Source organism: Pseudomonas viridiflava, from assembly GCF_900184295.1.
Classification (GTDB): domain Bacteria; phylum Pseudomonadota; class Gammaproteobacteria; order Pseudomonadales; family Pseudomonadaceae; genus Aquipseudomonas; species Aquipseudomonas viridiflava.
In genome coordinates, this window is sequence record NZ_LT855380.1 from 64,752 (window position 1) to 87,379 (window position 22,628).

At 60.5% G+C, this 22,628-nt stretch carries 18 protein-coding genes; 9 read left to right on the forward strand and 9 right to left on the reverse strand.

Features of this window, described 5'->3' with window-relative positions; all coding sequences use genetic code 11:
- Nucleotides 1-234 precede the first annotated feature (234 nt).
- Nucleotides 235-2,382 (forward strand): catalase HPII, encoded by a 2,148-nt coding sequence (katE, locus tag CFBP1590_RS00340; protein WP_004882529.1) that lies wholly within the window; start codon nucleotides 235-237, stop codon nucleotides 2,380-2,382.
- 167 nt (nucleotides 2,383-2,549) lie between these two features.
- On the opposite strand, the gene CFBP1590_RS00345 is transcribed toward katE, so the two are convergent.
- Genes CFBP1590_RS00345 through CFBP1590_RS00360 form a run of 4 tightly spaced genes read right to left on the reverse strand, consistent with a single transcriptional unit; the run spans nucleotide 2,550 to nucleotide 5,365 of the window.
- Complete coding sequence (locus tag CFBP1590_RS00345) at nucleotides 2,550-3,266, reverse strand: PA5502 family lipoprotein (RefSeq protein WP_029243062.1); 717 nt, start codon at nucleotides 3,264-3,266, stop codon at nucleotides 2,550-2,552.
- 38 nt (nucleotides 3,267-3,304) lie between these two features.
- A complete protein-coding gene (znuB, locus tag CFBP1590_RS00350) occupies nucleotides 3,305-4,093 on the reverse strand; it encodes a zinc ABC transporter permease subunit ZnuB (RefSeq protein ID WP_004882531.1) in 789 nt (262 codons plus the stop codon).
- Nucleotides 4,086-4,883: a zinc ABC transporter ATP-binding protein ZnuC gene (gene znuC, locus CFBP1590_RS00355; protein ID WP_088234265.1), complete on the reverse strand. Its 798-nt coding sequence runs from the start codon at nucleotides 4,881-4,883 to the stop codon at nucleotides 4,086-4,088. Before znuC ends, znuB begins: the two co-directional genes overlap by 8 nt.
- On the reverse strand, nucleotides 4,883-5,365 hold the full coding sequence (locus tag CFBP1590_RS00360) for a Fur family transcriptional regulator (protein WP_057408094.1): 483 nt from the start codon (nucleotides 5,363-5,365) through the stop codon (nucleotides 4,883-4,885). The genes znuC and CFBP1590_RS00360 overlap by 1 nt, the downstream gene beginning before the upstream one ends.
- A 67-nt stretch (nucleotides 5,366-5,432) precedes the next feature.
- On the opposite strand from CFBP1590_RS00360, the gene znuA reads away from it, so the two are divergent.
- Nucleotides 5,433-6,377, forward strand: a complete 945-nt coding sequence (gene znuA, locus CFBP1590_RS00365) for a zinc ABC transporter substrate-binding protein ZnuA (RefSeq protein WP_088234266.1) — start codon at nucleotides 5,433-5,435, stop codon at nucleotides 6,375-6,377.
- 226 nt (nucleotides 6,378-6,603) lie between these two features.
- Here znuA and CFBP1590_RS00370 read toward each other — a convergent pair whose 3' ends face one another.
- Together CFBP1590_RS00370 and CFBP1590_RS00375 are read right to left on the reverse strand one after the other, a co-directional pair.
- The gene (locus CFBP1590_RS00370; protein WP_029243058.1) at nucleotides 6,604-7,554 is read right to left on the reverse strand and encodes a homoserine kinase; all 951 of its coding nucleotides are present in this window, start codon (nucleotides 7,552-7,554) and stop codon (nucleotides 6,604-6,606) included.
- 34 nt (nucleotides 7,555-7,588) lie between these two features.
- Complete coding sequence (locus tag CFBP1590_RS00375) at nucleotides 7,589-7,876, reverse strand: DUF2782 domain-containing protein (RefSeq protein ID WP_004887635.1); 288 nt, start codon at nucleotides 7,874-7,876, stop codon at nucleotides 7,589-7,591.
- A 74-nt stretch (nucleotides 7,877-7,950) separates the two neighbouring features.
- Between CFBP1590_RS00375 and polA the strand changes: the two genes are divergently transcribed.
- Entirely contained in the window at nucleotides 7,951-10,716 is a 2,766-nt protein-coding gene (gene polA / locus CFBP1590_RS00380) for a DNA polymerase I (protein WP_088234267.1), read from the forward strand.
- A gap of 244 nt (nucleotides 10,717-10,960) precedes the next feature.
- Here polA and yihA read toward each other — a convergent pair whose 3' ends face one another.
- Nucleotides 10,961-11,596 carry a ribosome biogenesis GTP-binding protein YihA/YsxC gene (yihA, locus tag CFBP1590_RS00385; protein WP_004887638.1) on the reverse strand — a complete coding sequence of 212 codons (636 nt, stop codon included), beginning with the start codon at nucleotides 11,594-11,596 and terminating at the stop codon, nucleotides 10,961-10,963.
- Between the two features lie 352 nt (nucleotides 11,597-11,948).
- Here yihA and CFBP1590_RS00390 point away from each other — a divergent pair, with 352 nt between their 5' ends.
- The 6 genes from CFBP1590_RS00390 (at nucleotide 11,949) to CFBP1590_RS00415 (ending at nucleotide 18,921) form a co-directional block, all read left to right on the forward strand.
- Nucleotides 11,949-12,563: a c-type cytochrome gene (locus CFBP1590_RS00390; protein WP_029243056.1), complete on the forward strand. Its 615-nt coding sequence runs from the start codon at nucleotides 11,949-11,951 to the stop codon at nucleotides 12,561-12,563.
- A 164-nt stretch (nucleotides 12,564-12,727) separates the two neighbouring features.
- The gene (locus CFBP1590_RS00395; protein ID WP_029243055.1) at nucleotides 12,728-13,375 is read left to right on the forward strand and encodes a thiol:disulfide interchange protein DsbA/DsbL; all 648 of its coding nucleotides are present in this window, start codon (nucleotides 12,728-12,730) and stop codon (nucleotides 13,373-13,375) included.
- 9 nt (nucleotides 13,376-13,384) lie between these two features.
- Nucleotides 13,385-14,260 (forward strand): endonuclease/exonuclease/phosphatase family protein, encoded by an 876-nt coding sequence (locus CFBP1590_RS00400; protein WP_004887642.1) that lies wholly within the window; start codon nucleotides 13,385-13,387, stop codon nucleotides 14,258-14,260.
- On the forward strand, nucleotides 14,257-16,347 hold the full coding sequence (locus CFBP1590_RS00405) for a GGDEF domain-containing protein (protein WP_088234268.1): 2,091 nt from the start codon (nucleotides 14,257-14,259) through the stop codon (nucleotides 16,345-16,347). The genes CFBP1590_RS00400 and CFBP1590_RS00405 overlap by 4 nt, the downstream gene beginning before the upstream one ends.
- Nucleotides 16,348-16,441: 94 nt before the next feature.
- Nucleotides 16,442-17,221: an N-acetylmuramoyl-L-alanine amidase gene (locus CFBP1590_RS00410; protein WP_088234269.1), complete on the forward strand. Its 780-nt coding sequence runs from the start codon at nucleotides 16,442-16,444 to the stop codon at nucleotides 17,219-17,221.
- A gap of 83 nt (nucleotides 17,222-17,304) precedes the next feature.
- The gene (locus CFBP1590_RS00415; protein ID WP_029243052.1) at nucleotides 17,305-18,921 is read left to right on the forward strand and encodes an EAL domain-containing protein; all 1,617 of its coding nucleotides are present in this window, start codon (nucleotides 17,305-17,307) and stop codon (nucleotides 18,919-18,921) included.
- A gap of 399 nt (nucleotides 18,922-19,320) precedes the next feature.
- Here CFBP1590_RS00415 and CFBP1590_RS00420 read toward each other — a convergent pair whose 3' ends face one another.
- Both CFBP1590_RS00420 and algB read right to left on the reverse strand, forming a co-directional pair.
- Nucleotides 19,321-21,108, reverse strand: coding sequence for a KinB sensor domain-containing domain (locus CFBP1590_RS00420; RefSeq protein ID WP_029243051.1), 1,788 nt, complete (start codon nucleotides 21,106-21,108; stop codon nucleotides 19,321-19,323).
- A gap of 10 nt (nucleotides 21,109-21,118) precedes the next feature.
- Nucleotides 21,119-22,465 (reverse strand): sigma-54-dependent response regulator transcription factor AlgB, encoded by a 1,347-nt coding sequence (gene algB / locus CFBP1590_RS00425; RefSeq protein WP_025996454.1) that lies wholly within the window; start codon nucleotides 22,463-22,465, stop codon nucleotides 21,119-21,121.
- Nucleotides 22,466-22,628: the final 163 nt, after the last annotated feature.

Consider the following 22,628-nt stretch of genomic DNA (forward strand, 5'->3'; position numbering starts at 1 on the left):
TTGAGCCGGGCGCGCATTTTAGCCTGTCCGGCCCGCTGTGCTTAGCATTTATTTGCAGGGCGACCTGCCGGACGGACATAACGTGACCACTGGTGCCAATGATCAAAAAATAAACGGAACGGCTGTTTTTCAACCCGGTCACTTGTTGGATACCGTGATTTCCGGCGAACGCCCAGGGAGTCGTAATCAGCGAACCCAACTCCATGATTGGGTCGAACATGAGGAGTTTTTCTGATGGCTAACGAGAAAACACCGGTGACCGAAACGTCCAAGAGCGAATTGGCCGGCACCGACACACTGGATCGTGGCAACACCAACGCCAAGCTCGACAGCCTCGAGCAGTTCCGTTCCGACGCCACTCAACAGGCGCTGCGCACCAATCAGGGTGTGAAGATTGCCGACAACCAGAACACCCTCAAAGTAGGCAGCCGTGGTCCATCGCTGCTCGAAGATTTCATCATGCGTGAAAAGATCACGCACTTTGACCATGAGCGCATCCCGGAGCGTATCGTCCACGCCCGCGGTACTGCTGCGCATGGCTATTTCCAGACGTATGAAAACCATGGCGCGCTGAGCAAGGCGGGTTTCCTGCGTGATCCGGGCCACAAGACCCCGGTGTTCGTGCGTTTCTCGACCGTACAGGGTCCACGTGGCTCGGGCGATACCGTGCGTGACGTGCGCGGCTTTGCGGTCAAGTTCTACACCGAAGAAGGCAACTTCGACCTGGTCGGCAACAACATGCCGATCTTCTTCATTCAGGACGCCATCAAGTTCCCGGACTTCGTGCATGCCGTGAAGCCTGAGCCGCATAACGAAATCCCTACGGGCGGGTCCGCTCACGATACGTTCTGGGACTTCGTTTCGCTGGTGCCGGAATCCGCGCACATGGTGCTCTGGACCATGTCTGACCGTGCCATTCCGAAAAGCCTGCGCACCATGCAGGGCTTCGGTATTCACACCTTCCGCATGATCAACACCGAAGGCAAATCCAGCTTCGTGAAGTTCCACTGGAAGCCGAAGTACGGCGTCTGCTCGCTGGTCTGGGATGAAGCCCAGAAGCTGGCCGGTAAAGACACCGACTTCCACCGCCGCGACCTGTGGGAATCCATCGAGATGGGCGACTATCCCGAGTGGGAACTGGGCGTGCAGATCGTGTCCGAAGAAGACGAGCATAAGTTCGACTTTGACCTGCTGGACCCGACCAAGATCATTCCCGAGGAACTGGTGCCGGTCACGCCGCTGGGCAAGATGGTGCTCAACCGCAACCCGGACAACTACTTTGCCGAGACCGAGCAGGTCGCGTTCTGTCCGGGCCACGTGGTGCCGGGCATCGACTTCTCAAACGACCCGCTGCTGCAGGGTCGTCTGTTCTCCTACACCGACACGCAAATCAGCCGTCTGGGTGGGCCGAACTTCCACGAGATCCCGATCAACCGTCCTGTGTCGCCTAACCATAACGGTCAGCGTGACGCACAGCATCGCACCACCATCGACAAGGGCCGCGCTTCCTACGAGCCGAACTCGATCGATGGCGGCTGGCCGAAAGAAACTCCAGCGGCAGCCGTCGATGGCGGTTTCGAGACCTATCCTGAACGCGTGGAAGCGCACAAGGTGCGTGAGCGCAGCGAGTCGTTCGGCGATCACTTCTCCCAGGCCACACTGTTCTTCAATAGCATGAGCCACCACGAGAAAGAGCACATCATCGCGGCCTACAGCTTCGAGTTGGGCAAGGTCGAGCGCGAGTACATCCGTGCCCGTCAGGTCAACGAGATTCTGGCCAACATCGACCTGGAACTGGCTGGCCGTGTTGCAGCGAACCTCGGTTTGCCAGCGCCAACCGCGCGTACGGTTCCAGCGAGCAAGGCCTCCGTGAAACCGTCTCCAGCGCTGAGCCAGGACAATCTGCTGTCCGGCGATATCGCTTCGCGCAAGGTGGCGATTCTGGTTGCCAACGGTGTTGATGGGAAAGCAGTCGATGCAATGAAGGCCGCACTGGAAGCCAAAGGCGCCCATGCCAAGGTACTCGGCCCGACCTCTGCCCCGGTCAAAACAGCCGATGGCAAGAGCCTGCCGGTCGATGCTTCAGCCGAGGGCCTGCCATCGGTAGCGTTCGACGCAGTGTTCGTACCGGGGGGTGCCGACTCGGTGAAAGCCTTGAGCACTGACGGTGTGGCATTGCACTTCATTCTGGAAGCCTACAAGCACCTCAAGGCCATCTCGCTGTCCGGAGAAGCCAAAGAGTTGCTGAAGCTGCTGCATCTGGATGAAGACGCCGGCCTGCTGTGCGTATCGGACAGCGCTTCGTTCGAAGCCTTCTTCGACGCCATTGCACAGCACCGTGTCTGGGCGCGTGAGCCGAAAGCCAAGGCTGTTCCGGCTTGAGCATCTAGCCCGTCGAGGCAGGCCTCGACGATCAATGACCATTCCCACGCTCTGCGTGGGAATGCCTCTTGGGACGCTCCGCGTCCGCTCTTGAATGTGACGCAGAGCGTCACGGCTGTATGCCCACGCGGAGCATGGGCACGATCAGGTTCTGGAGGGAAGCTCGATCAGGACCTTGCAGGCGTCAGCACGATGTAGGCCTGTTCCTTGCGATTGATCTGGCGGCTCATGTCCAGTTCGAAGTCCGGATTGATCTTCACCACACGCTTGGTCAACAGCGTCGCCAACCACGGATAATCGTCGGTGCGCGGCACGACCAGCAGCACATCACAATTGAACGCCACGGTATCTGCCGCAATGTCATCCAGTTGCCGACGCAGTTTCGGCATGTCGCCGATCTTCAGGTCGATGGTGGTGCTCATGGCCGATGGATCGATCAGTTTCGCCACGCGACGCGCTTCGGCTTCGCGCAATTCAGCCTCTGCCTTTTCCAGCTCAGCCTTGCGGGCATGCGCGATAGCGCCGTTCACGCCGCTGGTGAGCGCTGGTGCCTTGGGCATCAGTGCGCGCGCACGGCTCAGGGCGTTGGCGGCAGCGTTCATGTCACCTTTCTGCAGGCCGATCTGGCTGCGGCTCAGGTAGGCCTCGGCCAGCCGACGCTGGAAGGCTTCAAGACGAATATCGGTGGGCGCCGCTGCCTGCAAGGCAGCGAGCTGATCTTCAGCCGTCGCCAGCTCATTGCTGGTGATGCTCTGATCGAGCTGTGCGAACCCGCTCGGCTGAGCTTCGGCCACAGGCGTCTCGACGGTGGGCGCACTCTGACAGGCACCCAACAGGATGGAAAAGGCGATCAGCAGCAGATGGCGTGGGGCGAGCGGCTTCATTCCTGCGATTCTCTAGTTTGCGCAAAAAACGAGCAAGTCTACACCGCTCGCTTGGGGAGAACAAAGCTGAGCAAGAACAACGCCGCAGCGGATACCACTATAGACGGTCCGGCCGGGGTGTCCTTGAACCACGATAACGATAGCCCAATACACACGGCCGTCACGCCCAGCACGCTCGCGCCGAGTGCCATCTGCTCCGGCGAACGAGCGTGACGTTGTGCCGCAGCTGCCGGAATGATCAGCAGCGATGTAATCAGCAGCACACCGACGATTTTCATCGCCACGGCGATCACTACGGCGATCAACAGCATCAGCGCCATACGCAGTGCCGCCACGGGAAGGCCCTCGACCTTCGCCAGTTCCTCATGCACGGTCACGGCCAGCAAAGGCCGCCACAGCGCCACTATCATCACCAGCACCAGGGCGCTGCCGCCCAGAATCCAGGCCAGATCGGTCGGGCTGATCGCCAGCAGGTCGCCGAACAGATACGCCATCAGGTCGATGCGCACTTCGTGCATGAAGCTGAGCACCACCAGCCCGAGCGACAGAGTACTGGGCGCGAGTATGCCCAGCAGGGTGTCCGACGCCAGTGGCTGGCGCTGTTGCAGCGTGACCAGCAGCACGGCCAGCAACAGGCAGCCGCAGGTCACCGCGATGGTCGGGCTGACATCCAGCAGAAAGCCCAGGGCCACGCCCAGCAGGGCTGCATGAGAAAGGGTGTCGCCAAAATACGCCATGCGCCGCCAGACCACGAATGACCCCAGCGGGCCAGCAACCACGGCCAGAGCAACGCCTGCGAGCAAGGCATACAGTAGAAAATCAGCCATGCTTGCAGCTGTCTCCGTGAACATGAGTGTGGGAATGCGGGGTAGCGTTCGAGGCATCGCTCACGACTTCGCCATGCAGATCATGGGCGTGGTCGTGGTGGTGGTGATAAATCGCCAGACTCTGCGCGTTCTTGCCGAACAGCTCGACGAACGCCGGGTCATGGCTGACCTGCTCGGGGTGACCGGAGCAGCAGACGTGGCGGTTCAGGCACACCACTTGATCCGTGGTGCTCATCACCAGATGCAGATCGTGGGACACCATCAGCACGCCGCACTGGTGGCGATCGCGCAGGCGAGTGATCAGGCTGTACAGCTCGGCCTGTCCGGCCACATCGACGCCTTGCACCGGCTCGTCGAGCACCAGCAGTTCCGGTTCGCGCAACAGGGCACGCGCCAGCAGAACACGCTGCATCTCGCCGCCGGAAATTCCCTGAAGCGGGCTGTCGATGACTTTCTCTGCGCCAACTTCTTCCAGCGCGGTAATGGCGGCAGCACGGTCAACGCCGGGCACCAGACGCAGGAAGCGCAGCACGGACAGCGGCAGGGTCTGATCGACATGCAGCTTCTGCGGCATGTAGCCGATGCGCAGCTTAGGCTTGCGCCACACAGTGCCCGAGTCAGGCTTGAGCAAACCCAGCACAGCACGCACCAAGGTGGTCTTGCCTGCGCCGTTGGGGCCGATCAGGGTCACGATTTCGCCGGGTTTGACGCTCAGCTGAATGTTATCCAGCACGTTTTGCCCGGACAGCGTGACGGCCACCTGTTCCAGGCGAATCAGCGCGTCACTCATCAGGCAGCCTTGCAACCAGCGCAGATCCCGACGATTTCGACGGTCTGACCTTCGACCTCGAAACCGACCTCGACCGCAGCGTTGACCACGGCATTGCTGATGGCCGGGTGCTGCAACTCGATAGCCGCGTGACACTCGCGGCAGATCAGGAACTGGCCCTGATGCGCGTGGGTCGGGTGGTTGCAGCCGGTGAAGGCGTTAAGGGACGCGATGCGATGGACCAGGCCGTTTTCCAGCAGGAAATCCAGGGCGCGGTAGACCGTTGGCGGCGCAGCGCGACGGCCATCTTCTTCGCTCAGGACCGCAAGGATGTCGTAGGCACCCAGCGGCTTGTGACTTTGCCAGACCAGTTCCAGTACGCGGCGGCGCAACGCGGTCAGGCGCAGACCTTGTCTGGCGCACAGCGCATCGGCTTCGGCGAGGGCCGAATGCACGCAATGGGAGTGATCATGGGGGCGACTAGCCAGGGGAGTATTGGGCATGAGCAGCGACGATATTTGCCAGAGACGTTATTATGTTACCTGTTCCCGCCCGATATGAGTGTTTTACGTGCGCCGTTTTCTTAACCTTTGCGTCATTTTGTGGGCCAGTCTGCTGGCCGTCCCATCCGCCCAGGCCGAGGTCAGAGTTCTGACCAGCATCAAGCCGCTGCAACTGATTGCCGCGGCTGTGCAGGATGGTGTCGGTACGCCTGAGGTGTTGCTGCCACCGGGTGCATCGCCCCATAACTATGCGCTGCGGCCATCCGACGTACGGCGCGTCAGGGACGTGCAGTTGCTCTACTGGATCGGCCCCGGCATGGAAACCTTCCTGCCGCGAGTGCTTCAAGGGCGCAGCCAGCCTTCGGTCGCGGTAGAGAAGTTGCCCGGCATGCACCTGCGCCACTTCGGTGCGGACAATGCCTCGTACGATGATCATGATCACGACGACCACGCGCATGGTGCGGATGAGCACGACCACGATCACATGCCCGGCAGTCTGGACTCGCACCTGTGGCTTTCGACCGTCAACGCGCGGGTGATCGCTGCGAAGATGGCGTCGGACCTTGGCGCTGCGGACCCGGCCAACGCAGCGCGTTACACACGCAATGCCGAGGCATTTGCCAAGCGGCTGGATACGCTGGACAGCCGCATCAAGACTCAGATGAGCGCGGTCACGGGCAAGCCGTTTTTCGTGTTCCACGAAGCGTTTGATTACTTCGAAGAGGCGTATGGCCTCAAGCACACCGGTGTATTCGCCATCGCTGCCGAAATTCAGCCCGGCGCCCAGCACGTGGCAGCGATGCGTGAGCGTTTGAAAGAGGCCGGCAAGACCTGCGTGTTCAGCGAACCCCCGTTGCGACCACGTCTGGCGGAAACCCTGAGCGCAGGCCTGCCGGTGAAACTGGCCGAGCTGGACGCGCTGGGCGGCTACACGCCAGCGACCGCTCAGGGTTACGAGCAGGTCGTGCAGAAACTGGCGGATGATCTGAGTGGGTGTCTGTCGGGGATTTAAACCCGGTGAGTCGTGCCCACGCTCCGCGCTCATCGTTATACACAAGTCATCTGGCTATGATGATCGTTCCTACGCTCTGCGTGGGAATGCCTCTCAGGACGCTCCGCGTCCGCCCTCGAATGTGACGCGGAGCGTCACGGGCGGCATGCCCAAGCGGAGCGATGGGCACGATCAGTGTCGAGGCGGACTTGTGTAGAACGATGAGCGCGTGGGAACGATCGATCAATTACAATGCAAACGGCAGCGGTATGTGCGTTTCCTGACGCTGTGCCAGGCGCTGTTCGAATTCTGCGGGGTCGTGAATCAGTACGTCCTGCCCGGCAAAGGTCTCTGCCGCAATCAAGCGTGACAGCCAGAAACGCACGCAGCCAACGCGCAGCATGGTTGACCAGAGTTTGGCTTCAGCCGCATTGAACGGCCGCAGGGCAGCGTAGGCGCCCAGCATGGCACGGGCGCGGACCGGGTCGATCTGACCGTCTTCACGCGAGCACCAGTCGTTCAGCGCAATGGCCAGGTCGTAGAGCATCGGGCCTGAGCACGCGTTGTAGAAATCGATCAGCCCGGTCAGGTGCGTGCCTTCGAACAACACGTTGTCGCGGAACATGTCGGCGTGCAGGTTGGCCCGAGGCAGCGCCAGTATCTGCGACTTGAGGTCTTCGATTTCCTGTAGCGACGTGTCCAGCAATGCGTTCTGCGCATCACCCAGATGCGACAGGAAATTGCGACCTTCGCTCAGCATCCAGTCCAGACCGCGATCGGTCTTGCGTTCCAGCACGTGTTCACGTGTCGCCAGATGCAGGTTGGCCAGCAGCTCACCGATCTGTGCGCAGTGCTGCGTATTCGGCTGGCTGATGTGTTTGCCCGGCAGGCGCGGCTGCAAGAGCGCCGGTTTGCCCGCCAGCTCGCGCAGCGCCTGGCCGTCGGTGGTGCGCAAGGCGTAGGGCACCGGCAGATCGGCGTCGTGCAGCACGTCCAGCAGCTCGATGAAGAACGGCATCTCCTGCACCGGACCGCGTTCGACCAGCGTCAGAACGAACTCGCCCTGCTCCATGCTGATGAAGTAGTTGGTGTTTTCGCTACCGGCGGCAATGCCTTGAAAGTCGTGCAGACGGCCGAGCCCATAGGGGGCGAGGAATGTTTCCAGCTCGGGCCGAGCCAGTGGGGTAAAAACGGACATATCAGGACTGCCAGCAATAAGTGAATGTAGGGTGTTACCAGCTGAATATTTCCCACTGCGGGATCAGCATGTCCGGTTGGTCCGAACGAATGAAATTGGGGCTTGTCCCATCGGCGCGCACCAGAAAATAGGGTTTGCCATGCTTGGGCGTGATCTTCACCGCATACAGGAAGCCGTTCTGGCGGTACTCCTGAATGGTCTTGTCACCGTCGGTGCGGATCGTGACGTCCGGAGCCGCCGAGGGCGAATCTTCAGCGCCGATTGCGACCAAAGGACAGATTACCAACAAGCCGGTCAACAACAGTCGATTTGCCTTGCGCATGATAACCTTGCCCCTTTGTCGTCAATGGTCCTCGCATTCTAGCGCCGGACCCGCCGAAAAGGTTGATTCTGCTCATGAGCCAAGCACCCCTCGTCCTGGTGGACGGTTCTTCTTATCTCTACCGTGCCTTTCACGCACTGCCTCCACTGGCCACGTCCAAAGGGTTGCCGACCGGCGCCGTCAAAGGCGTGCTGAACATGCTCAAGAGCCTGCGCCGGCAATACCCGGAAAGCCCGTTTGCAGTGGTGTTCGATGCCAAGGGCGGTACTTTTCGCGACACGCTGTACGCCGAATACAAGGCCAATCGTCCCAGCATGCCGGACGACCTGCGCGTGCAGGTCGATCTGTTGCACGCCTGTGTCAAAGGCCTGGGCTACCCGCTGCTGTGCGTCGATGGCGTAGAGGCGGACGACGTGATCGGCACCCTGGCCCGCAGCAGCGCGGCAGCCGATCGTCCGGTGATCATCTCCACCGGCGACAAGGACATGGCGCAACTGGTCGATGGTCACATTACGCTGGTCAACACCATGACCGGCAGCGTGCTGGACATCGCTGGCGTGAAAGAGAAATTCGGTGTCGGTCCTGAGCACATCATCGATTACCTCGCGCTGATGGGCGACAAGGTCGACAACATTCCCGGCGTTCCCGGCGTGGGCGAGAAAACGGCCGTTGGTCTGCTGGTCGGCGTCGGCGGCGGCCTGAAAGAACTGTATGGCAATCTTGAAGCAGTGGCAGGCCTGCCGATCCGTGGCGCCAAGACGCTGGCTGCCAAGCTCGAAGAGCATCGTGACATGGCGTTCCTGTCCTATGAACTGGCGACCATCAAGATCGATGTGCCGCTGGACATCGAACTGGACCAGTTGCATTGCGGCGAACCGGACCGCGATGCGCTGATGGAGCTGTACGCCGAGCTCGAATTCAAGAGCTGGATCGAAGACCTGCAACGCGACGCCAAGCGTGCCGGACAGGAACTGGCGGTCGAAGAAGCGCCCGTGGTGACCAAGGAGGCCGCGTATGAGGTGATCCTCGAGCAGGCGCAATTCGACGCCTGGCTGAAGAAGCTTCAGGCTGCGCCGCTGTTCGCTATCGTTACCCAGAGCAACGGCACCGACGCGCAGCGCGCACAGCTGGTCGGCCTGTCGTTTGCCATCCAGACCCACGAAGCGGCCTACATTCCGTTGACCCACTCCTACATGGGTGTGCCGCAGCAACTGGATCGCGACACCGTGCTCAAGGCCCTGAAGCCGTTGCTTGAAGACCCGGACAAGATCAAGGTCGGCCAGCACGCCAAGTTCGCCATCAACCTGCTCGCCAACTGTGCGCTGGGTGGCGATCAGAGCCAGGGCATTGATCTGCAGGGCGTCAAATTCGACACGATCCTGGAGTCCTATGTGCTGGACTCCACGGCCACTCGTCACGACCGCGACAGTCTGGTGGCCAAGTACCTGACGCACACCCCGATCAATTTCCAGGACATTGCCGGCAAAGGCGCCAAGCAGCTGACCTTTGATCAGATTGCCCTGGAGCAGGCTTACCCCTATGCCGCAGAAGAAGCTGACCTGACCCTGCGCCTGCACGAAGTCTTCGAAGCCCGACTGGCAGCCATTCCGACCCTGCAACCGGTGCTGAACGACATCGAGATGCCATTGGTGCCGGTGCTGGCGCGTATTGAGCGTCAAGGCGCGTTGGTCGACGCCAACCTGCTGGGCATCCAAAGCGTGGAACTGGGCGACAAGATGACTGCGCTGGAGCGCGAAGCCTTCGCCATCGCCGGTGAAGAGTTCAACCTGGGCTCACCCAAGCAACTGGGCGTGATCCTCTACGAAAAGCTCGGCATGCCGATCCTCAGCAAGACTGCGACCGGGCAGCCTTCCACCGCTGAAGCCGTTCTGGCCGAGCTGGCCGAGCAGGATTTCCCGCTGCCCAAGGTGCTGATGCAGTACCGCTCCATGAGCAAGCTAAAGAGCACCTACACCGACCGCCTGCCCGAGCAGATCAACCCGCGCACCGGCCGGATTCACACCTCCTACCATCAGGCCGTGGCGGTGACCGGACGTCTGTCGTCCAGTGATCCAAACCTGCAGAACATTCCTATTCGCACCGCTGAAGGCCGTCGTATCCGTCAGGCGTTCGTGGCGCCGAAAGGCTACAAACTGCTGGCGGCCGACTATTCGCAGATCGAACTGCGGATCATGGCGCATCTGGCCCAGGACGAGGGCTTGTTGCACGCCTTCCGCAACGATCTGGATGTGCACCGCGCGACGGCAGCGGAAGTCTTTGGCGTCGAGTTGGAAAACGTCACCAACGACATGCGCCGTAGCGCCAAGGCGATCAACTTCGGTTTGATCTACGGCATGAGCGCCTTTGGTCTGGCCAAGCAGATCGGCGTGGACCGCAAGCAGTCGCAGGCTTACGTGGATCGCTACTTCGCCCGTTACCCCGGCGTGCTCGATTACATGGAGCGCACTCGGGCTCAGGCGGCTGAGCAGGGCTTCGTCGAGACAATCTTCGGGCGTCGCCTGTACCTGCCGGACATCAATGCCAAGAACCCGTCGCTGCGCAAGGGCGCGGAACGTATGGCGATCAACGCGCCCATGCAAGGCACCGCTGCCGACATCATCAAGAAGGCGATGGTGGCCGTGAACGGCTGGCTGGATGAGTCCGGTCTGGACGCGCGGGTCATCCTTCAGGTGCACGACGAACTGGTACTGGAAGTACGCGAAGATCTGGTCGATCAGATCAGCGAGCAGATCCGTCCGCACATGAGTGGCGCGGCTGAACTGGCGGTTCCGCTGCTGGTGGAAGTCGGTGTGGGCAACAACTGGGACGAGGCGCACTGACGGCATAATGGCGAACTTGTCATCAAGTTCGTCAAATGCTGTAGGAAATGTGAACTTTTCTTCATTGCTGGAACTTAACCATCCAGGCAGGAGTCAGACGTCGCGATTGGTTGAAAAGCTAATCGCGCTCCTATGTTGTGTTAAGTGTTGGCAGATATCCGGACCCCACCCTAAGGTCTGGACCTTGAACCCCGGAACTTCCCCCTCCCCATTCGAAGTCCGGGGTTTTTTTTGCCCGCTGTTTTTATTCGGCGGGTGCCTTGTCTTCCAGCTCCATCCAGTCGGCCAGCACGGTGTAGGCTTCTTCCAGGCCCATGCGCTTGGGCGCCGAGAACAGCTGAATGGTGACGGCTTCGCCCCAGCCCTTGCGGATTTCCGACTGGACCTTGAGCAGCGTGTTCTTGGCTGCGCCGTAGGTCAGTTTGTCGGCCTTGGTCAGCAGAATGTGCATCGGCATGTTGCTTGCCACTGCCCAGTCCAGCATCAGCAGGTCGAAGTCGGTCATTGGATGACGGATGTCCATCATCAGGATCAGACCCTTCAGGCTTTCGCGGCTGCCCAGATAGGCTTCCAGGTGGCGCTGCCAGTGCTGCTTGAGCGGAATAGGCACTTTGGCATAGCCGTAACCCGGCAGGTCGACCAGACGGCGATCCTCGTCCAGGCCGAAGAAGTTCAGCAACTGGGTACGGCCCGGCGTCTTGGAGGTGCGCGCCAGGCTGGCGTGGGTCAGGGTGTTCAGTGCGCTGGACTTGCCCGCGTTGGAACGACCGGCGAACGCGACTTCAAAACCCTCGTCGTCGGGGCATTGGTCGACCTTGGCGGCGCTGAGCATGAAGGTGGCCTGTTGGCACAGACCGAGGATGGGGTTCTTGAGTTGCATGTGATTTCCGGTGAAGGCCCTGCCTGCAAGGCAAGCGGCAAGGGGTGTCGTTTCCGTTTGGGTAGCGCGAGTATATAATGCCGCAAATTTTGTGTGTGCTTTCGTCTCCCGGTGGGAGCGTGCACAGTTAAGCGAAATCAATATGCGCATTAGAACGCAGTCCGCTTTCAACCTGAAAGGTTTTTGCTGAGTCATCGGGCTTCAGGGCAGTTGTCACAGGGTCAAAGGCGATGCCGCTGCGCTGTGTGGAACGTGCAAGGACAGCAGTGGCCAGGATTTGCCGACTATCCTTCTGGATACGCAAGTCACGGGCTACCCGACTTTTCACCCCCTTGGCTGATCGGATGACCTGATGAACAAACTATTCGTGAGTCTGCTGCTGGCGCTGGGCATCTGCGCCGCTTCCAAGGCTGCCGACCCGGTGGGCGACGCGTCCGCCGGACAGGCAGAAATCGCGGTATGCGGCGCCTGTCACGGTCCGGATGGCAACAGCCTGGCGCCCAACTTCCCCAAACTGGCGGGCCAGGGTGAGCGCTACCTGCTCAAGCAACTGCGCGAGATCAAGGACGGCAAGCGTGTGGTCGTGGAAATGACCGGCATGCTGAACACTCTCACCGATCAGGACCTTGCGGACATCTCCGCTTACTACGCTCGTCAGAAAGGCAGTGTCGGCGCTGCGTCCCCGGATCTGGTCGCGCAGGGCGAAGCCTTGTTTCGGGGCGGAAGGCTGGATCAGGGTCTGCCCGCCTGCACCGGCTGTCACTCGCCGGATGGCAGCGGCAATGTCCAGGCAGGTTTTCCTCATCTTGGCGGCCAGCATGCCGATTACATCAAGAAGCAGCTGACGGCATTTCGTGAAGGTGACCGGACCAATGATGGCGATACGCAAGTCATGCGTGCCATTGCTGCCAAACTGAGCACCCGGGACATCGAGGCGCTGGCGCACTATATTCAGGGCTTGCACTGAGCGGCCGTGCTTGTCGGGGTGACTTGATTCACGTCGTCTGCAAAAAGGGCCACTACGGCTGCCCTTTTTTGTGGTCGCCAGCGTTACACTAACGAACTCAGGCTTTCGCGTTCGGTCGAAAAGACCGTCGCTTGAAGGCGATTCAATCTGCCCAGGAGTAAAGCATGCGTAATCTGATCATCAGCGCCGCACTGGTTGCCGCCAGTCTGTTCGGTATGTCCGCTCAAGCTGCCGAGCCTGCTCAGGCAGGCAAGCCGCAATACGTCGAGCTGAGCAGCGCTGTGCCTGTTGCAGTACCAGGCAAGATCGAAGTTGTGGAGCTGTTCTGGTATGGCTGCCCGCATTGCTACGCGTTCGAGCCGACCATCAATCCATGGGTTGAAAAACTGCCGTCCGACGTAAACTTCGTCCGTATTCCTGCCATGTTCGGTGGCCCATGGGATGCCCACGGCCAACTGTTCATCACGCTCGATACCATGGGCGTCGAGCACAAGGTTCATGCGGCGGTATTTGATGCGATCCAGAAGGGTGGCAAGCGCCTGACCGACAAGAACGACATGGCTGATTTTGTTGCTACACAGGGCGTGAACAAGGACGAGTTCCTCAAGACATTCGATTCCTTCGCTGTGAAGGGCAAGATCGCGCAATACAAGGAACTGGCCAAGAAGTACGAAGTAACCGGCGTTCCAACGATGATCGTGAACGGCAAGTACCGCTTTGACCTCGGTTCTGCCGGTGGTCCGGAAGCCACCCTGCAGGTGGCCGACCAGTTGATCGCCAAAGAGCGGGCGGCCAACCAGGCGGCGAAGTAAGCGCCGGTCATGGGCCGCTGGGGCGAGGGCACAAAGCGAGTCGTTGGCCTGCATGATCCGCGGGTCAACGAACATCATCTGAGCAAAAGTGGTCTGCCCGAAGACGGCAGGCTGCGATTGCTCAGTTTCAATATCCAGGTCGGTATCAGCACCGAGCGGTACCGGCACTACCTGACGCGCAGCTGGCAGCACCTGCTGCCGCACGTCGGGCGGGCAGGCAACCTGAAGAAGATCGGCGATCTGCTTCATGATTTCGATCTGGTTGCCTTGCAGGAAGTCGACGGCGGCAGCATGCGCTCCGGCTTCGTCAACCAGGTCGAGCACCTTGCCCAGCTGGGTGCCTTTCCTTACTGGTATCAGCAACTCAATCGCAACCTTGGCCGCTTCGCTCAGCACAGCAATGGCGTGCTGAGCCGTCTGCGTCCCGCCAAGATCGAAGACCACCCGCTGCCCGGCCCTGCCGGACGTGGCGCGATTCTGGTGCGCTTCGGCGAGGGTGACGATGCGCTGGTGGTGGTCATGATGCACCTGGCCCTCGGCACGCGAACCCGAACGCGACAGTTGGCCTACATCCGTGAACTGATTGGCGGCTATCGTCATCAGGTGCTGATGGGCGACATGAACACCCACGCCAATGACTTGCTGGAGCATTCGCCGCTACGGGATCTGGGCCTGCTGGCTCCACAGATCGAAGCGACGTTCCCCAGCTGGCGGCCACAACGCTGCCTTGATCATATTTTGCTCAGCCCGACCCTGACACTTGAGCGCGTACAGGTGCTGGCTCAACCCATTTCCGATCACCTGCCGGTTGCTGTCGAGATTCGCCTGCCTGCTTCACTGTGTGGGGACTCGCTGCCTGTGCCCTCTGGTGGAAGCCTTGCATGAGCGACGACGCGGAGCGTTGGAGAGAGAAGTACCTCAAGGGAATCGAACAACAGGACAAGCTTGAAAAGCGCTGGGATGCGCGGCTCGACCTGTTGCGGCGAGGTCTGGTGCGAAGCAGTCTGGCGGCAGAAGGCTCTGACCGTGCTGTCGACGAATGCATGAAGGAAATGCGCGAAATCGTGCGCAAGGACGATATGGATGCGGGCCTTGCGGCCTTGATTCCGCGTCTTGAAAAAGCCGTGCTGGATTCCGAGCACCGGCGCGAAGTCCGGGTCGGTCAGATCAGCTCCGCCCTGACCGCGCTGGTGACGCAACTGCAAGCCCTGCCGCTGCCGCGCGACGTGCGCAAGCCGCTCAAGCGGTTTGCCAAAGACCTTGAAGAGCGGGCCTCGCAGGCACGCGAGCTGCCGTTGCTGCTCAGTGAACTGAGCGGCCTGCAAGGCAAGGCACTGACCCAGCTGGAAAAACCTGAAGAAGGCCATCGACCCGGGTTGCTGGAGCGTCTGTTCGGCTCACGGGATGAGCATGGCGAGGCTCAACCCCATCCCGATGCTGTCATACCTGCCGAAACGCCGTCTTCTTCCGATCATGAGCGCGATGCCCCCCACGCAGAACAGTATGCACACGAGGATCCGGAGCCCGGAGCACCCGTTGAGCGTTCGGTCGAGCCTGCGCAAGTAGTCGCTGTCGCTCCACACGATGCGCCGGCAGTCGCTGCCACGCCTGAGCCTGTCGCTGTCATACCTTCCGAGCCGCCAGCGCAGGCGCTTGACGTTGAAGAGCCTGCAATCAGTCAGGCTGCCGAGCCGGTTCTTCCACCGATTGATGCAACACCATCTGCCCCGATGGTCGTCGTGCCTGTGGCCGAGCTCATGCTCGACAGTGATATCGAGGGCATGCTGACGCCGACGCCGAGCGTGCCTTTCCAGCAGTTACCGGTGCCAGTCAGCGAGCATGAGGTGCCTGAAGAGGACGCTGACAGCGATGTTGATGAGCAGGCCGAAGACGATGGCTATGCCCTGCCCTCTGCGCCCGAACCGAGTTACAGCTCGGTGGCCGCACACATCGAAGAAACCTTGTTGGGGCTGCTTGCCGACCTGACGCTGTCCGAGCACTACCGGCCTCAGGTCGAGGCCATGCAACTGCGGCTCAGGCACGGGTTAAATTGGTACGAACTGTTGCCAATCCTGGATGATCTCGCCGTGCTGATGCTGGCGATCAACAACGGCGGGCAGCAGGAATTCGGTACTTACCTCAAGCAACTGAACGAGCGACTCGAGTCCTTTCAGAGCCACCTGCAGGCGGCCAGTGAAGACCATGCTCAGGGCGAGTCTTCGGTTCGCGACCTCAACGAGCAACTGCGCGAGCAGGTGGGCGGATTGCAGAGCAGCGTTCAGGACGCGTCCGACCTGCCCAGCCTCAAGCTGGTGCTGGACAATCGCCTGGAAGGCCTGCTCAGCACCATGGACGACTACCAGCGCAAGCGTGATACGCGTGAGCAGGAAGTCGCGTCCCGCCTGCAAAGTCTCGCCGCCCGGGTCGCGAGCATGGAGCAGGAAGCGCTGGGCTTTCGAACCAACCTTGAAGAGCAGCGGCAGAAGGCCCTGATCGACCCGCTCACGGGGCTTGCGAACCGCGCGGCCTGGGCAGAGCGACTCGAGCAGGAAATGATCCTCTGGCAGCAGCACAAGGACAGTTTGCTGGTCGGCATCCTGGATCTGGACCATTTCAAGCGGATCAACGACGGCTACGGGCATCTGGCGGGCGACAAGGTGTTGAAGATCGTCGCCAGCGTTCTGAAAAAACGCCTGCGGCCAGGTGATTTTCTGGCCCGTTTCGGTGGCGAAGAATTTGTGGTGCTGATGCCGGCCACGCCTGTCACCATAGGTCTGCAATTGCTGAACGAACTGCGGGAAACCGTCGAACTCTGCCCGTTTCACTTCAAGGGCGAGCGCGTGACCATCACGGTCTCCATGGGCGTGACAGCGTTTCGCTCCGGCGAGCGCAGTGAAGTGGCTATCAAGCGCGCCGATCAGGCGCTGTACCGGGCCAAGGAAAACGGCCGGAACAAGGTCGAACAGGGCTGATGCGCTGTTCCGGACAAACAGCTGTCATAGCCCATGAGCTATTGGTGCACGGTTTGTTATGATGTTGCATTAATCGCGCACGTAGTCTGATCCCATGAAGTTGTACCTCGCTGCTTTTCTCCTGATTGCCCTGACCGCCTGCTCCAGCGGCCCAAGACTGGACACCAGTCATCCCTCGGCAAACTTTGACGGACGTATTCAATACGTTGTCATGCATTACACCTCCGCCTCACTCGAGCGGTCCCTGCAATTGCTGACCCACGGCGAGGTCAGCAGCCATTACCTGATCAGCGATGACGCCTCTGCAACCATCTACAAACTCGTCGATGAAAGCGCTCGCGCCTGGCACGCGGGTGAAAGCGAGTGGGATGGCCGCACCTGGCTGAACTCGAGCTCCATCGGCATCGAGATCGTCAATCCGGGGTACACCGAAACGCCGACAGGCCGTCTGTGGTATCCGTACACCGAGGCGCAGTACCAGTCGATCAAGGTGCTGCTCAAGGACATTGTCAAACGCAACAGGATCGAGCCGAAACACATCATCGGACACAGCGACATCGCACCGGCGCGCAAGATGGATCCGGGGCCATTGTTTCCCTGGAAGCGACTGGCCGCAGACGGCCTTGGCGTCTGGCCCGACGAACGGCTGGTGGCGCAGCGTCAGGCGCTGATGATGAACAACCTGCCAACGATCGGCTGGTTCCAGCAGCAACTGGCACGCCTGGGTTACACAACACCTCAGACGGGTGAGCTGGACACCGCCACACGAGAGGTTATGGCCGCTTTCCAGATGCATTTCCGGCCAGAGCGTTTCGACGGCGAGCCAGATGCGCAGAGCGCTGCCATCCTGCAGGTCCTCAACCGCGCGAACTGAGCGCAGATCCGGCCCGTTCTTTCGACGGGCCAACTCCGCGCTTGTTGCTATAACTGATGGGTACTCTCTCTGAGTATCCACCGATGCCGATTGCGTCACCGCGTCTTCGAACGACCCTTTCCCGCCCTTGGCTGCTGGCATTGCTCGCAGCCTTGCTCAGCGCGGCCGTGTTGCTGACGGGCAGTCTGATGCTGGCCTTGCAGCAGGCGCGGCAGACCGAGAGTCAGCAGATGAACGCTCAGGGCGAGCGCTTTCTGGTCAGGCTCGAGCAGCTGTTTGGCCAGTTGCAGTCGGGGCTGGACCAGCTCGAGCATCAACCGTTGCGACGTTGCAGTCCGGAGATGCTGGGGCGTCTGCGAGAGGTCATTTCCAGCCACCGCTTTATCTACGAAGCCGCTTATGTCGGCGATGCCCGCGCCTGCTCAAGCTGGCCGCGAAAAACGCTGCTGGCGGAAACCCGAACGCCCGACATTCGGGGGCCTACGTACGACTACTGGCTGAACACCTCGGCCCAGCCGGACGATAACCTGGCGGCGCTGGTGATGGGGCGTGGCGACTTTCGGGTGTCCACGTCGCGTGGTCATCTGACGGATGTCGTCGATCTTCCTGTCGGGGGCAGTCTGCTGGTGGTTCTTGATGACGCAGCCCGCGCGATACCAGTGCTTGGCCCCGCACAGGTGTGGCCTGTTCCGGGTTGGAAGGCGCACGGCAGCGAGCCGCTGATCACCACGGCCACGCAATTGGTCTACCGCATGGCCACCCAGAGTCCGGAGTATCAACTGGTGCTGATCACGCCGCGTACCGGTCTGCGCGACGACATGACCGGCGCCTGGTGGCTGCTGGTGCCCGCCAGCCTGCTGATATCGCTGTGCGTCGGGGCGCTGGTGTTTCAAGTGCTGCGTCAGCGCAAATCGCTGGGGGCCGAGCTGAACCGTGCGCTGCGTCGTGGCGAATTGAAAGTTCTGTATCAACCTATCTTCAACCTCGATACCAGGCTGTGCGTGGGGGGCGAGGCGCTTGTGCGCTGGCATCGGCCGGACGGCACGGTAACCAGCCCTGATCTGTTCATTCCGCTGGCTGAAAACACGGGCCAGATACGCCAGATCACCGACTTCGTGCTGCAACAAACACTGGAGCAACTGGGGCCTTTGCTGCGCGCCAATCCGCACCTGTACATCTCGGTCAATCTGGCGGCCTGCGACGTCATGTCGGCGCGCATCGGGCGCATCACTGCCCGGTTACTGGCGTTGCACAAGGTGTCTGCACGGCAGATAGCGTTCGAGGTCACTGAGCGGGGGCTGATCGATGCGGTGGTGGCGCGCAATCATTTGCAGACGCTGCGTGATCGCGGCCATCAGGTGTTGATCGATGACTTTGGTACCGGTTACTGCAGTCTGGCCTACTTGCAGACACTGCCGGTGGATTGCCTGAAAATCGACAAGGCCTTCATCGATGCGCTGGGCCACGATGCTGCCAGCAGCGGTGTGGCACCGCATATCATCCGTATGGCCCATGCCCTGCAACTCAAGGTGATCGCCGAGGGCATCGAGTTCGAATCCCAGGCGGCGTTGCTCAACAGCGAGGGGGTGATCTACGGTCAGGGCTGGCTGTTCGCCCGACCCCTCACCGCCGCCGCGTTTGCCGAGCGGGTGACAGGCGGCCGCCGCAGCGCGGCAAGGCGCAGGAATGACGTGGCGTGAGGTGTCATCAAAATGCACCGCCGATCAAACAATCCATAAATCACTGAAAAAGCGCTATATCTGTGGGAGGCGCCACCACGTCTTCGACGTAGCGCTGTCGCGCAGCAAACTCAGTGGGAGCGGACTTGTCCGCGAAAAGACCTGTGCATCCGATGAATATTCATCGGCTGAACTACAGTATTCGCGGACAAACGGAACGCCGCCCGGTCCGCTCCCACAAAAACGTGTTCATCCAGCAGATTACAGGTTGTTTGATAAGAGGCGATCTGCAGGGAATCGGCAGCAAAACCTGCACACGAGGTGTGTCAGATGCAATCTGGGGCCGCTGCGCAGCCCATCGCTGCCGTCGTAACCCCCGAGAGCTGCAGAAGCAGGTGTGCGTGCATTTCACGGTATTGGCTAAAGCGGCAGCGCCATGTAGAACTGCGTGCCCTGCCCTGGGCGCGAATAGACGCCCATTCGGCCGCCGTGCAGCTGGACGATCTCCTTGCACAACGCCAGTCCGAGTCCTGCTCCGCCTTTCTTGCGTCCGACCTGCACGAAGGGCTCGAAGATCCTCGCCTGTTGACCGTAGGCAATGCCTTCGCCGTTGTCTTCCACGCTGATAACAGCGCGTTCGCCATGACGTTTGGCCTGTAGGCGGATCAGGCCGTTTTCCGGGGTATGACGCAGGGCGTTGTCGAGCAGGTTGTCCAGTACCCGCTCCAGCTGGGCCTGGTCGGCATGCAGGCGCGGCAGGGTTTCGTGAATGTCCAGCATCAGAACGATGCCCTGTTCCTGAGCCTGTTCTTCGAAGCGCGCCTTGGCCTCCTCCAGCAGCGCTTCGATGGAGCAAGGCGCCAGCTTGAGCTTCTGCAGGCCATTCTGATAACGCGAAAAATTCAGCAGGTCGTTGATGAGCTGCATCAGGCGCTGCATTTCTTCGGTAACTGTATTGAGCAGGTCCGCTTCACGGGATTCGGGCGCGAAATGCAGCCTCTCCTGCAGCAGACCAAATGCCATGTGCATGCCCGTGACCGGCGTACGCAGTTCGTGCGAAGCGCGCAGCACGAACTCGCTGCGCACGCGCTCGAAAGCACGTTGCTCGGTAACGTCGTGCAAGACCATCACCGCGCCGAGGATATGTCCTTTGGTATGGCTTACTGGCGTCATGCTGTAGGTGAGAAGACGCGATTCGCTGTCGATCTCGATGGCGAGGTCTTCAGGGGCGCGCTCCAGGTTGCCGCCACGCAGAATCAGGTGCAGCTGCTCGTCCAGTTCGGGATGGCCCAATGCTTCGCCGAGCCCTTGTCCGAGTCGGCTTTCGTCCCAGCCAAGCTGACGCTGGGCCACAGGGTTCAAGTGTTCAAGGCGGCCCTGCCGGTCGATCATCAGCAGGCCGTCGTCGATGCTGTCCAGCACCGCTTGCAAGCGTTGCTGGCCTGCCAGCAGTTCATCGACATTCGTCGCCTGATGCTGGCGCAGCGCCTCGGCCATGATGCCGAAGCGTCGGGTCAGCAGATTCATTTCAGCCGCTGAAGAGATGGGCAGCGTGACCTCATAGTTGCCCTGGCCGATTCGGTCGGCGGCCTTGGCCAGCGCTTCGATGGGCGCGCCGAAACGGCGGGCGATGCCGTGTGCCGTTACAAAACCGATGCACAGCACAGCCAGCCCAACCAGTCCCAGAAGGCCTGCGATCCACAATGCCCGCTCTCGAGAGCTGATCTCGGCGTTGCTGATGCTTTCCAGTGCCTGCCGATGTATGTCCAGCAAGCCGTTGCGCAGTTTGTCGAAGCTTTCGCTGAGTTCAGGGTTGCCGCGTATGCCGCGCGGGTCGTCGCCCAGGCGTTTCCAGTCGTCGATGAAGCGCTGATAGTCGTCTCGAGTCTTTTCGAACGCGCCCATGACCGTCAGCCGGTTGTCACTGGCGGCGTTCTGATCCAGCAGATCCTTGAACGCTTCCTGGACTTTCTCCAGTTCCGCCTCGTTATGCCGTGAGCCGGTCATTAATACCAACTGGTCGCCGAGGTTTTGCCGCAGTTTCAATCCGGTATCGAGAATGGCGAAGTTGTGCTGGATCAGCGATTCCTGGGTTCTGGCCATCTGCATGACGCTGACCAGGCCCAGTAACAGACCCAGCAATGCCACGGTGATAAGGGCTGAAATACTCAGGAACAGTCGAGTGCGCAACTTCATGGCCAGTTTCATATGCGCTCAATCACAGGTTGTACTGTTTGCGTTTTCGATAAAGCGTCGAGGCATCGATACCCAATGTCTTCGCTGCTTGATCGAGTGTGTCGCTGGTCGCCAGAACGGCCCCGATGTGGGCTTTTTCCAGCTCGTCCAGGCTCAACGCAGCACCGACGCGAGGCGCGTTGTTGGCCGGTTGTTCCGCCATGCCCAGGTGGCTGATTTCCACCCGCTCCTGCGGACAGATGATGCTGGCCCGTTCGATGACGTTGCGCAGCTCGCGGATGTTGCCCGGCCAGCGGTAGTTGAGCAGTGCCGCACGCGCCTCTTCGCTGAAGCCGCGGGCCGGACGCGCGTATTCCTTGACGAAGCGGGCCAGAAAACGGTCCGCCAGGGTCAGGATATCTTCGCTGCGTTCGCGCAAGGCAGGCAGGTGCAGGGTGATCACGTTCAGGCGATAGAGCAGGTCTTCGCGGAAACGGCCGCTGCGCACCATGTCTTCCAGGTTCAGGTTGGTGGCGGCGAGGATGCGTACGTCGGCACGGCGAGTGACTGGGTCGCCGACACGCTCGTATTCCTTGTCCTGAATGAAACGCAGCAACTTGGGTTGTAAAGTAAGCGGAAAATCGCCGATCTCGTCGAGAAACAGGGTGCCGCCATCCGCTTGGTTAACGCGACCGAGCGTGCTTTCGCTGGCGCCGGTAAAGGCCCCGCGGCTGTGACCGAACAATTCGCTTTCCATCAGCTCGGCAGTGAGCGACGGGCAGTTGATGGTCACGCAGGACTTCTTGGCGCGTTTGCTCCAGCCGTGAATCGCGCGCGCCAGCTCACCCTTACCGGTGCCCGACTCGCCGAGGATCAGAATGTTGGCGTCGGTCACGGCCACCTGACGGGCTGTTTCCAGAATCGCCATCATCGACGGGCTGTGGGAATCCAGACCATCCTTGGGTTTGCGAATCTCGCCTTCCAGTGCTTCCAGGCGAGCCGACAGTTGCCTGACTTCAAGCTGCTTGGCGGTGGCCAGTCGCAGTTGATCAGGGCTGCAGGGTTTGACCAGGTAATCGGCCGCGCCGGCCTGAATGGCATCAACCGCTGTGTCCACCGCCGAATGAGCGGTCACGATGACCACGCGCATCCATGGTGCCTGCACCCGCATCTGTGCCAGCACATCCAGGCCATTGTCTTCGCCCAGGCGTAAATCGAGAAAGCACAGGTCGAATACCTGGCGTTGCATCAATGTGTCCGCCTGCGCTGCGCTGTTGGCAGTGGCGACACTGTAGCCTTCGTCTTCCAGACAGTACCGGAAAGTGCGGAGGATGGCGGACTCATCGTCCACAAGCAGAATACGGCCCTGATTCTCAGTGGCTGCTTCCATTTTTCCTACGCTCCTTAGTGAATTGTCTTGGTTAGTCTCGGAATCATCGGGCAAGTTGCATGGTCAATTCTGATTGATTCTGCGGCATGCATGCTAGCGATCTGTTCATCTAATGACGAACAGACCGATTAATCCGTGTTTATGTCGCTAAAACCGTCTGTTC

Coding starts and splice junctions, on each gene's coding strand:
- katE (WP_004882529.1), top strand. CDS start 235: ATGGCTAACGAGAAAACACCGGTGACCGAAACGTCCAAGAGCGAATTG.
- CFBP1590_RS00345 (WP_029243062.1), bottom strand. CDS start 3,266: ATGAAGCCGCTCGCCCCACGCCATCTGCTGCTGATCGCCTTTTCCATC.
- znuB (WP_004882531.1), bottom strand. CDS start 4,093: ATGGCTGATTTTCTACTGTATGCCTTGCTCGCAGGCGTTGCTCTGGCC.
- znuC (WP_088234265.1), bottom strand. CDS start 4,883: ATGAGTGACGCGCTGATTCGCCTGGAACAGGTGGCCGTCACGCTGTCC.
- CFBP1590_RS00360 (WP_057408094.1), bottom strand. CDS start 5,365: ATGCCCAATACTCCCCTGGCTAGTCGCCCCCATGATCACTCCCATTGC.
- CFBP1590_RS00370 (WP_029243058.1), bottom strand. CDS start 7,554: ATGTCCGTTTTTACCCCACTGGCTCGGCCCGAGCTGGAAACATTCCTC.
- CFBP1590_RS00375 (WP_004887635.1), bottom strand. CDS start 7,876: ATGCGCAAGGCAAATCGACTGTTGTTGACCGGCTTGTTGGTAATCTGT.
- polA (WP_088234267.1), top strand. CDS start 7,951: ATGAGCCAAGCACCCCTCGTCCTGGTGGACGGTTCTTCTTATCTCTAC.
- yihA (WP_004887638.1), bottom strand. CDS start 11,596: ATGCAACTCAAGAACCCCATCCTCGGTCTGTGCCAACAGGCCACCTTC.
- CFBP1590_RS00390 (WP_029243056.1), top strand. CDS start 11,949: ATGAACAAACTATTCGTGAGTCTGCTGCTGGCGCTGGGCATCTGCGCC.
- CFBP1590_RS00395 (WP_029243055.1), top strand. CDS start 12,728: ATGCGTAATCTGATCATCAGCGCCGCACTGGTTGCCGCCAGTCTGTTC.
- CFBP1590_RS00400 (WP_004887642.1), top strand. CDS start 13,385: ATGGGCCGCTGGGGCGAGGGCACAAAGCGAGTCGTTGGCCTGCATGAT.
- CFBP1590_RS00405 (WP_088234268.1), top strand. CDS start 14,257: ATGAGCGACGACGCGGAGCGTTGGAGAGAGAAGTACCTCAAGGGAATC.
- CFBP1590_RS00410 (WP_088234269.1), top strand. CDS start 16,442: ATGAAGTTGTACCTCGCTGCTTTTCTCCTGATTGCCCTGACCGCCTGC.
- CFBP1590_RS00415 (WP_029243052.1), top strand. CDS start 17,305: ATGCCGATTGCGTCACCGCGTCTTCGAACGACCCTTTCCCGCCCTTGG.
- CFBP1590_RS00420 (WP_029243051.1), bottom strand. CDS start 21,108: ATGAAACTGGCCATGAAGTTGCGCACTCGACTGTTCCTGAGTATTTCA.
- algB (WP_025996454.1), bottom strand. CDS start 22,465: ATGGAAGCAGCCACTGAGAATCAGGGCCGTATTCTGCTTGTGGACGAT.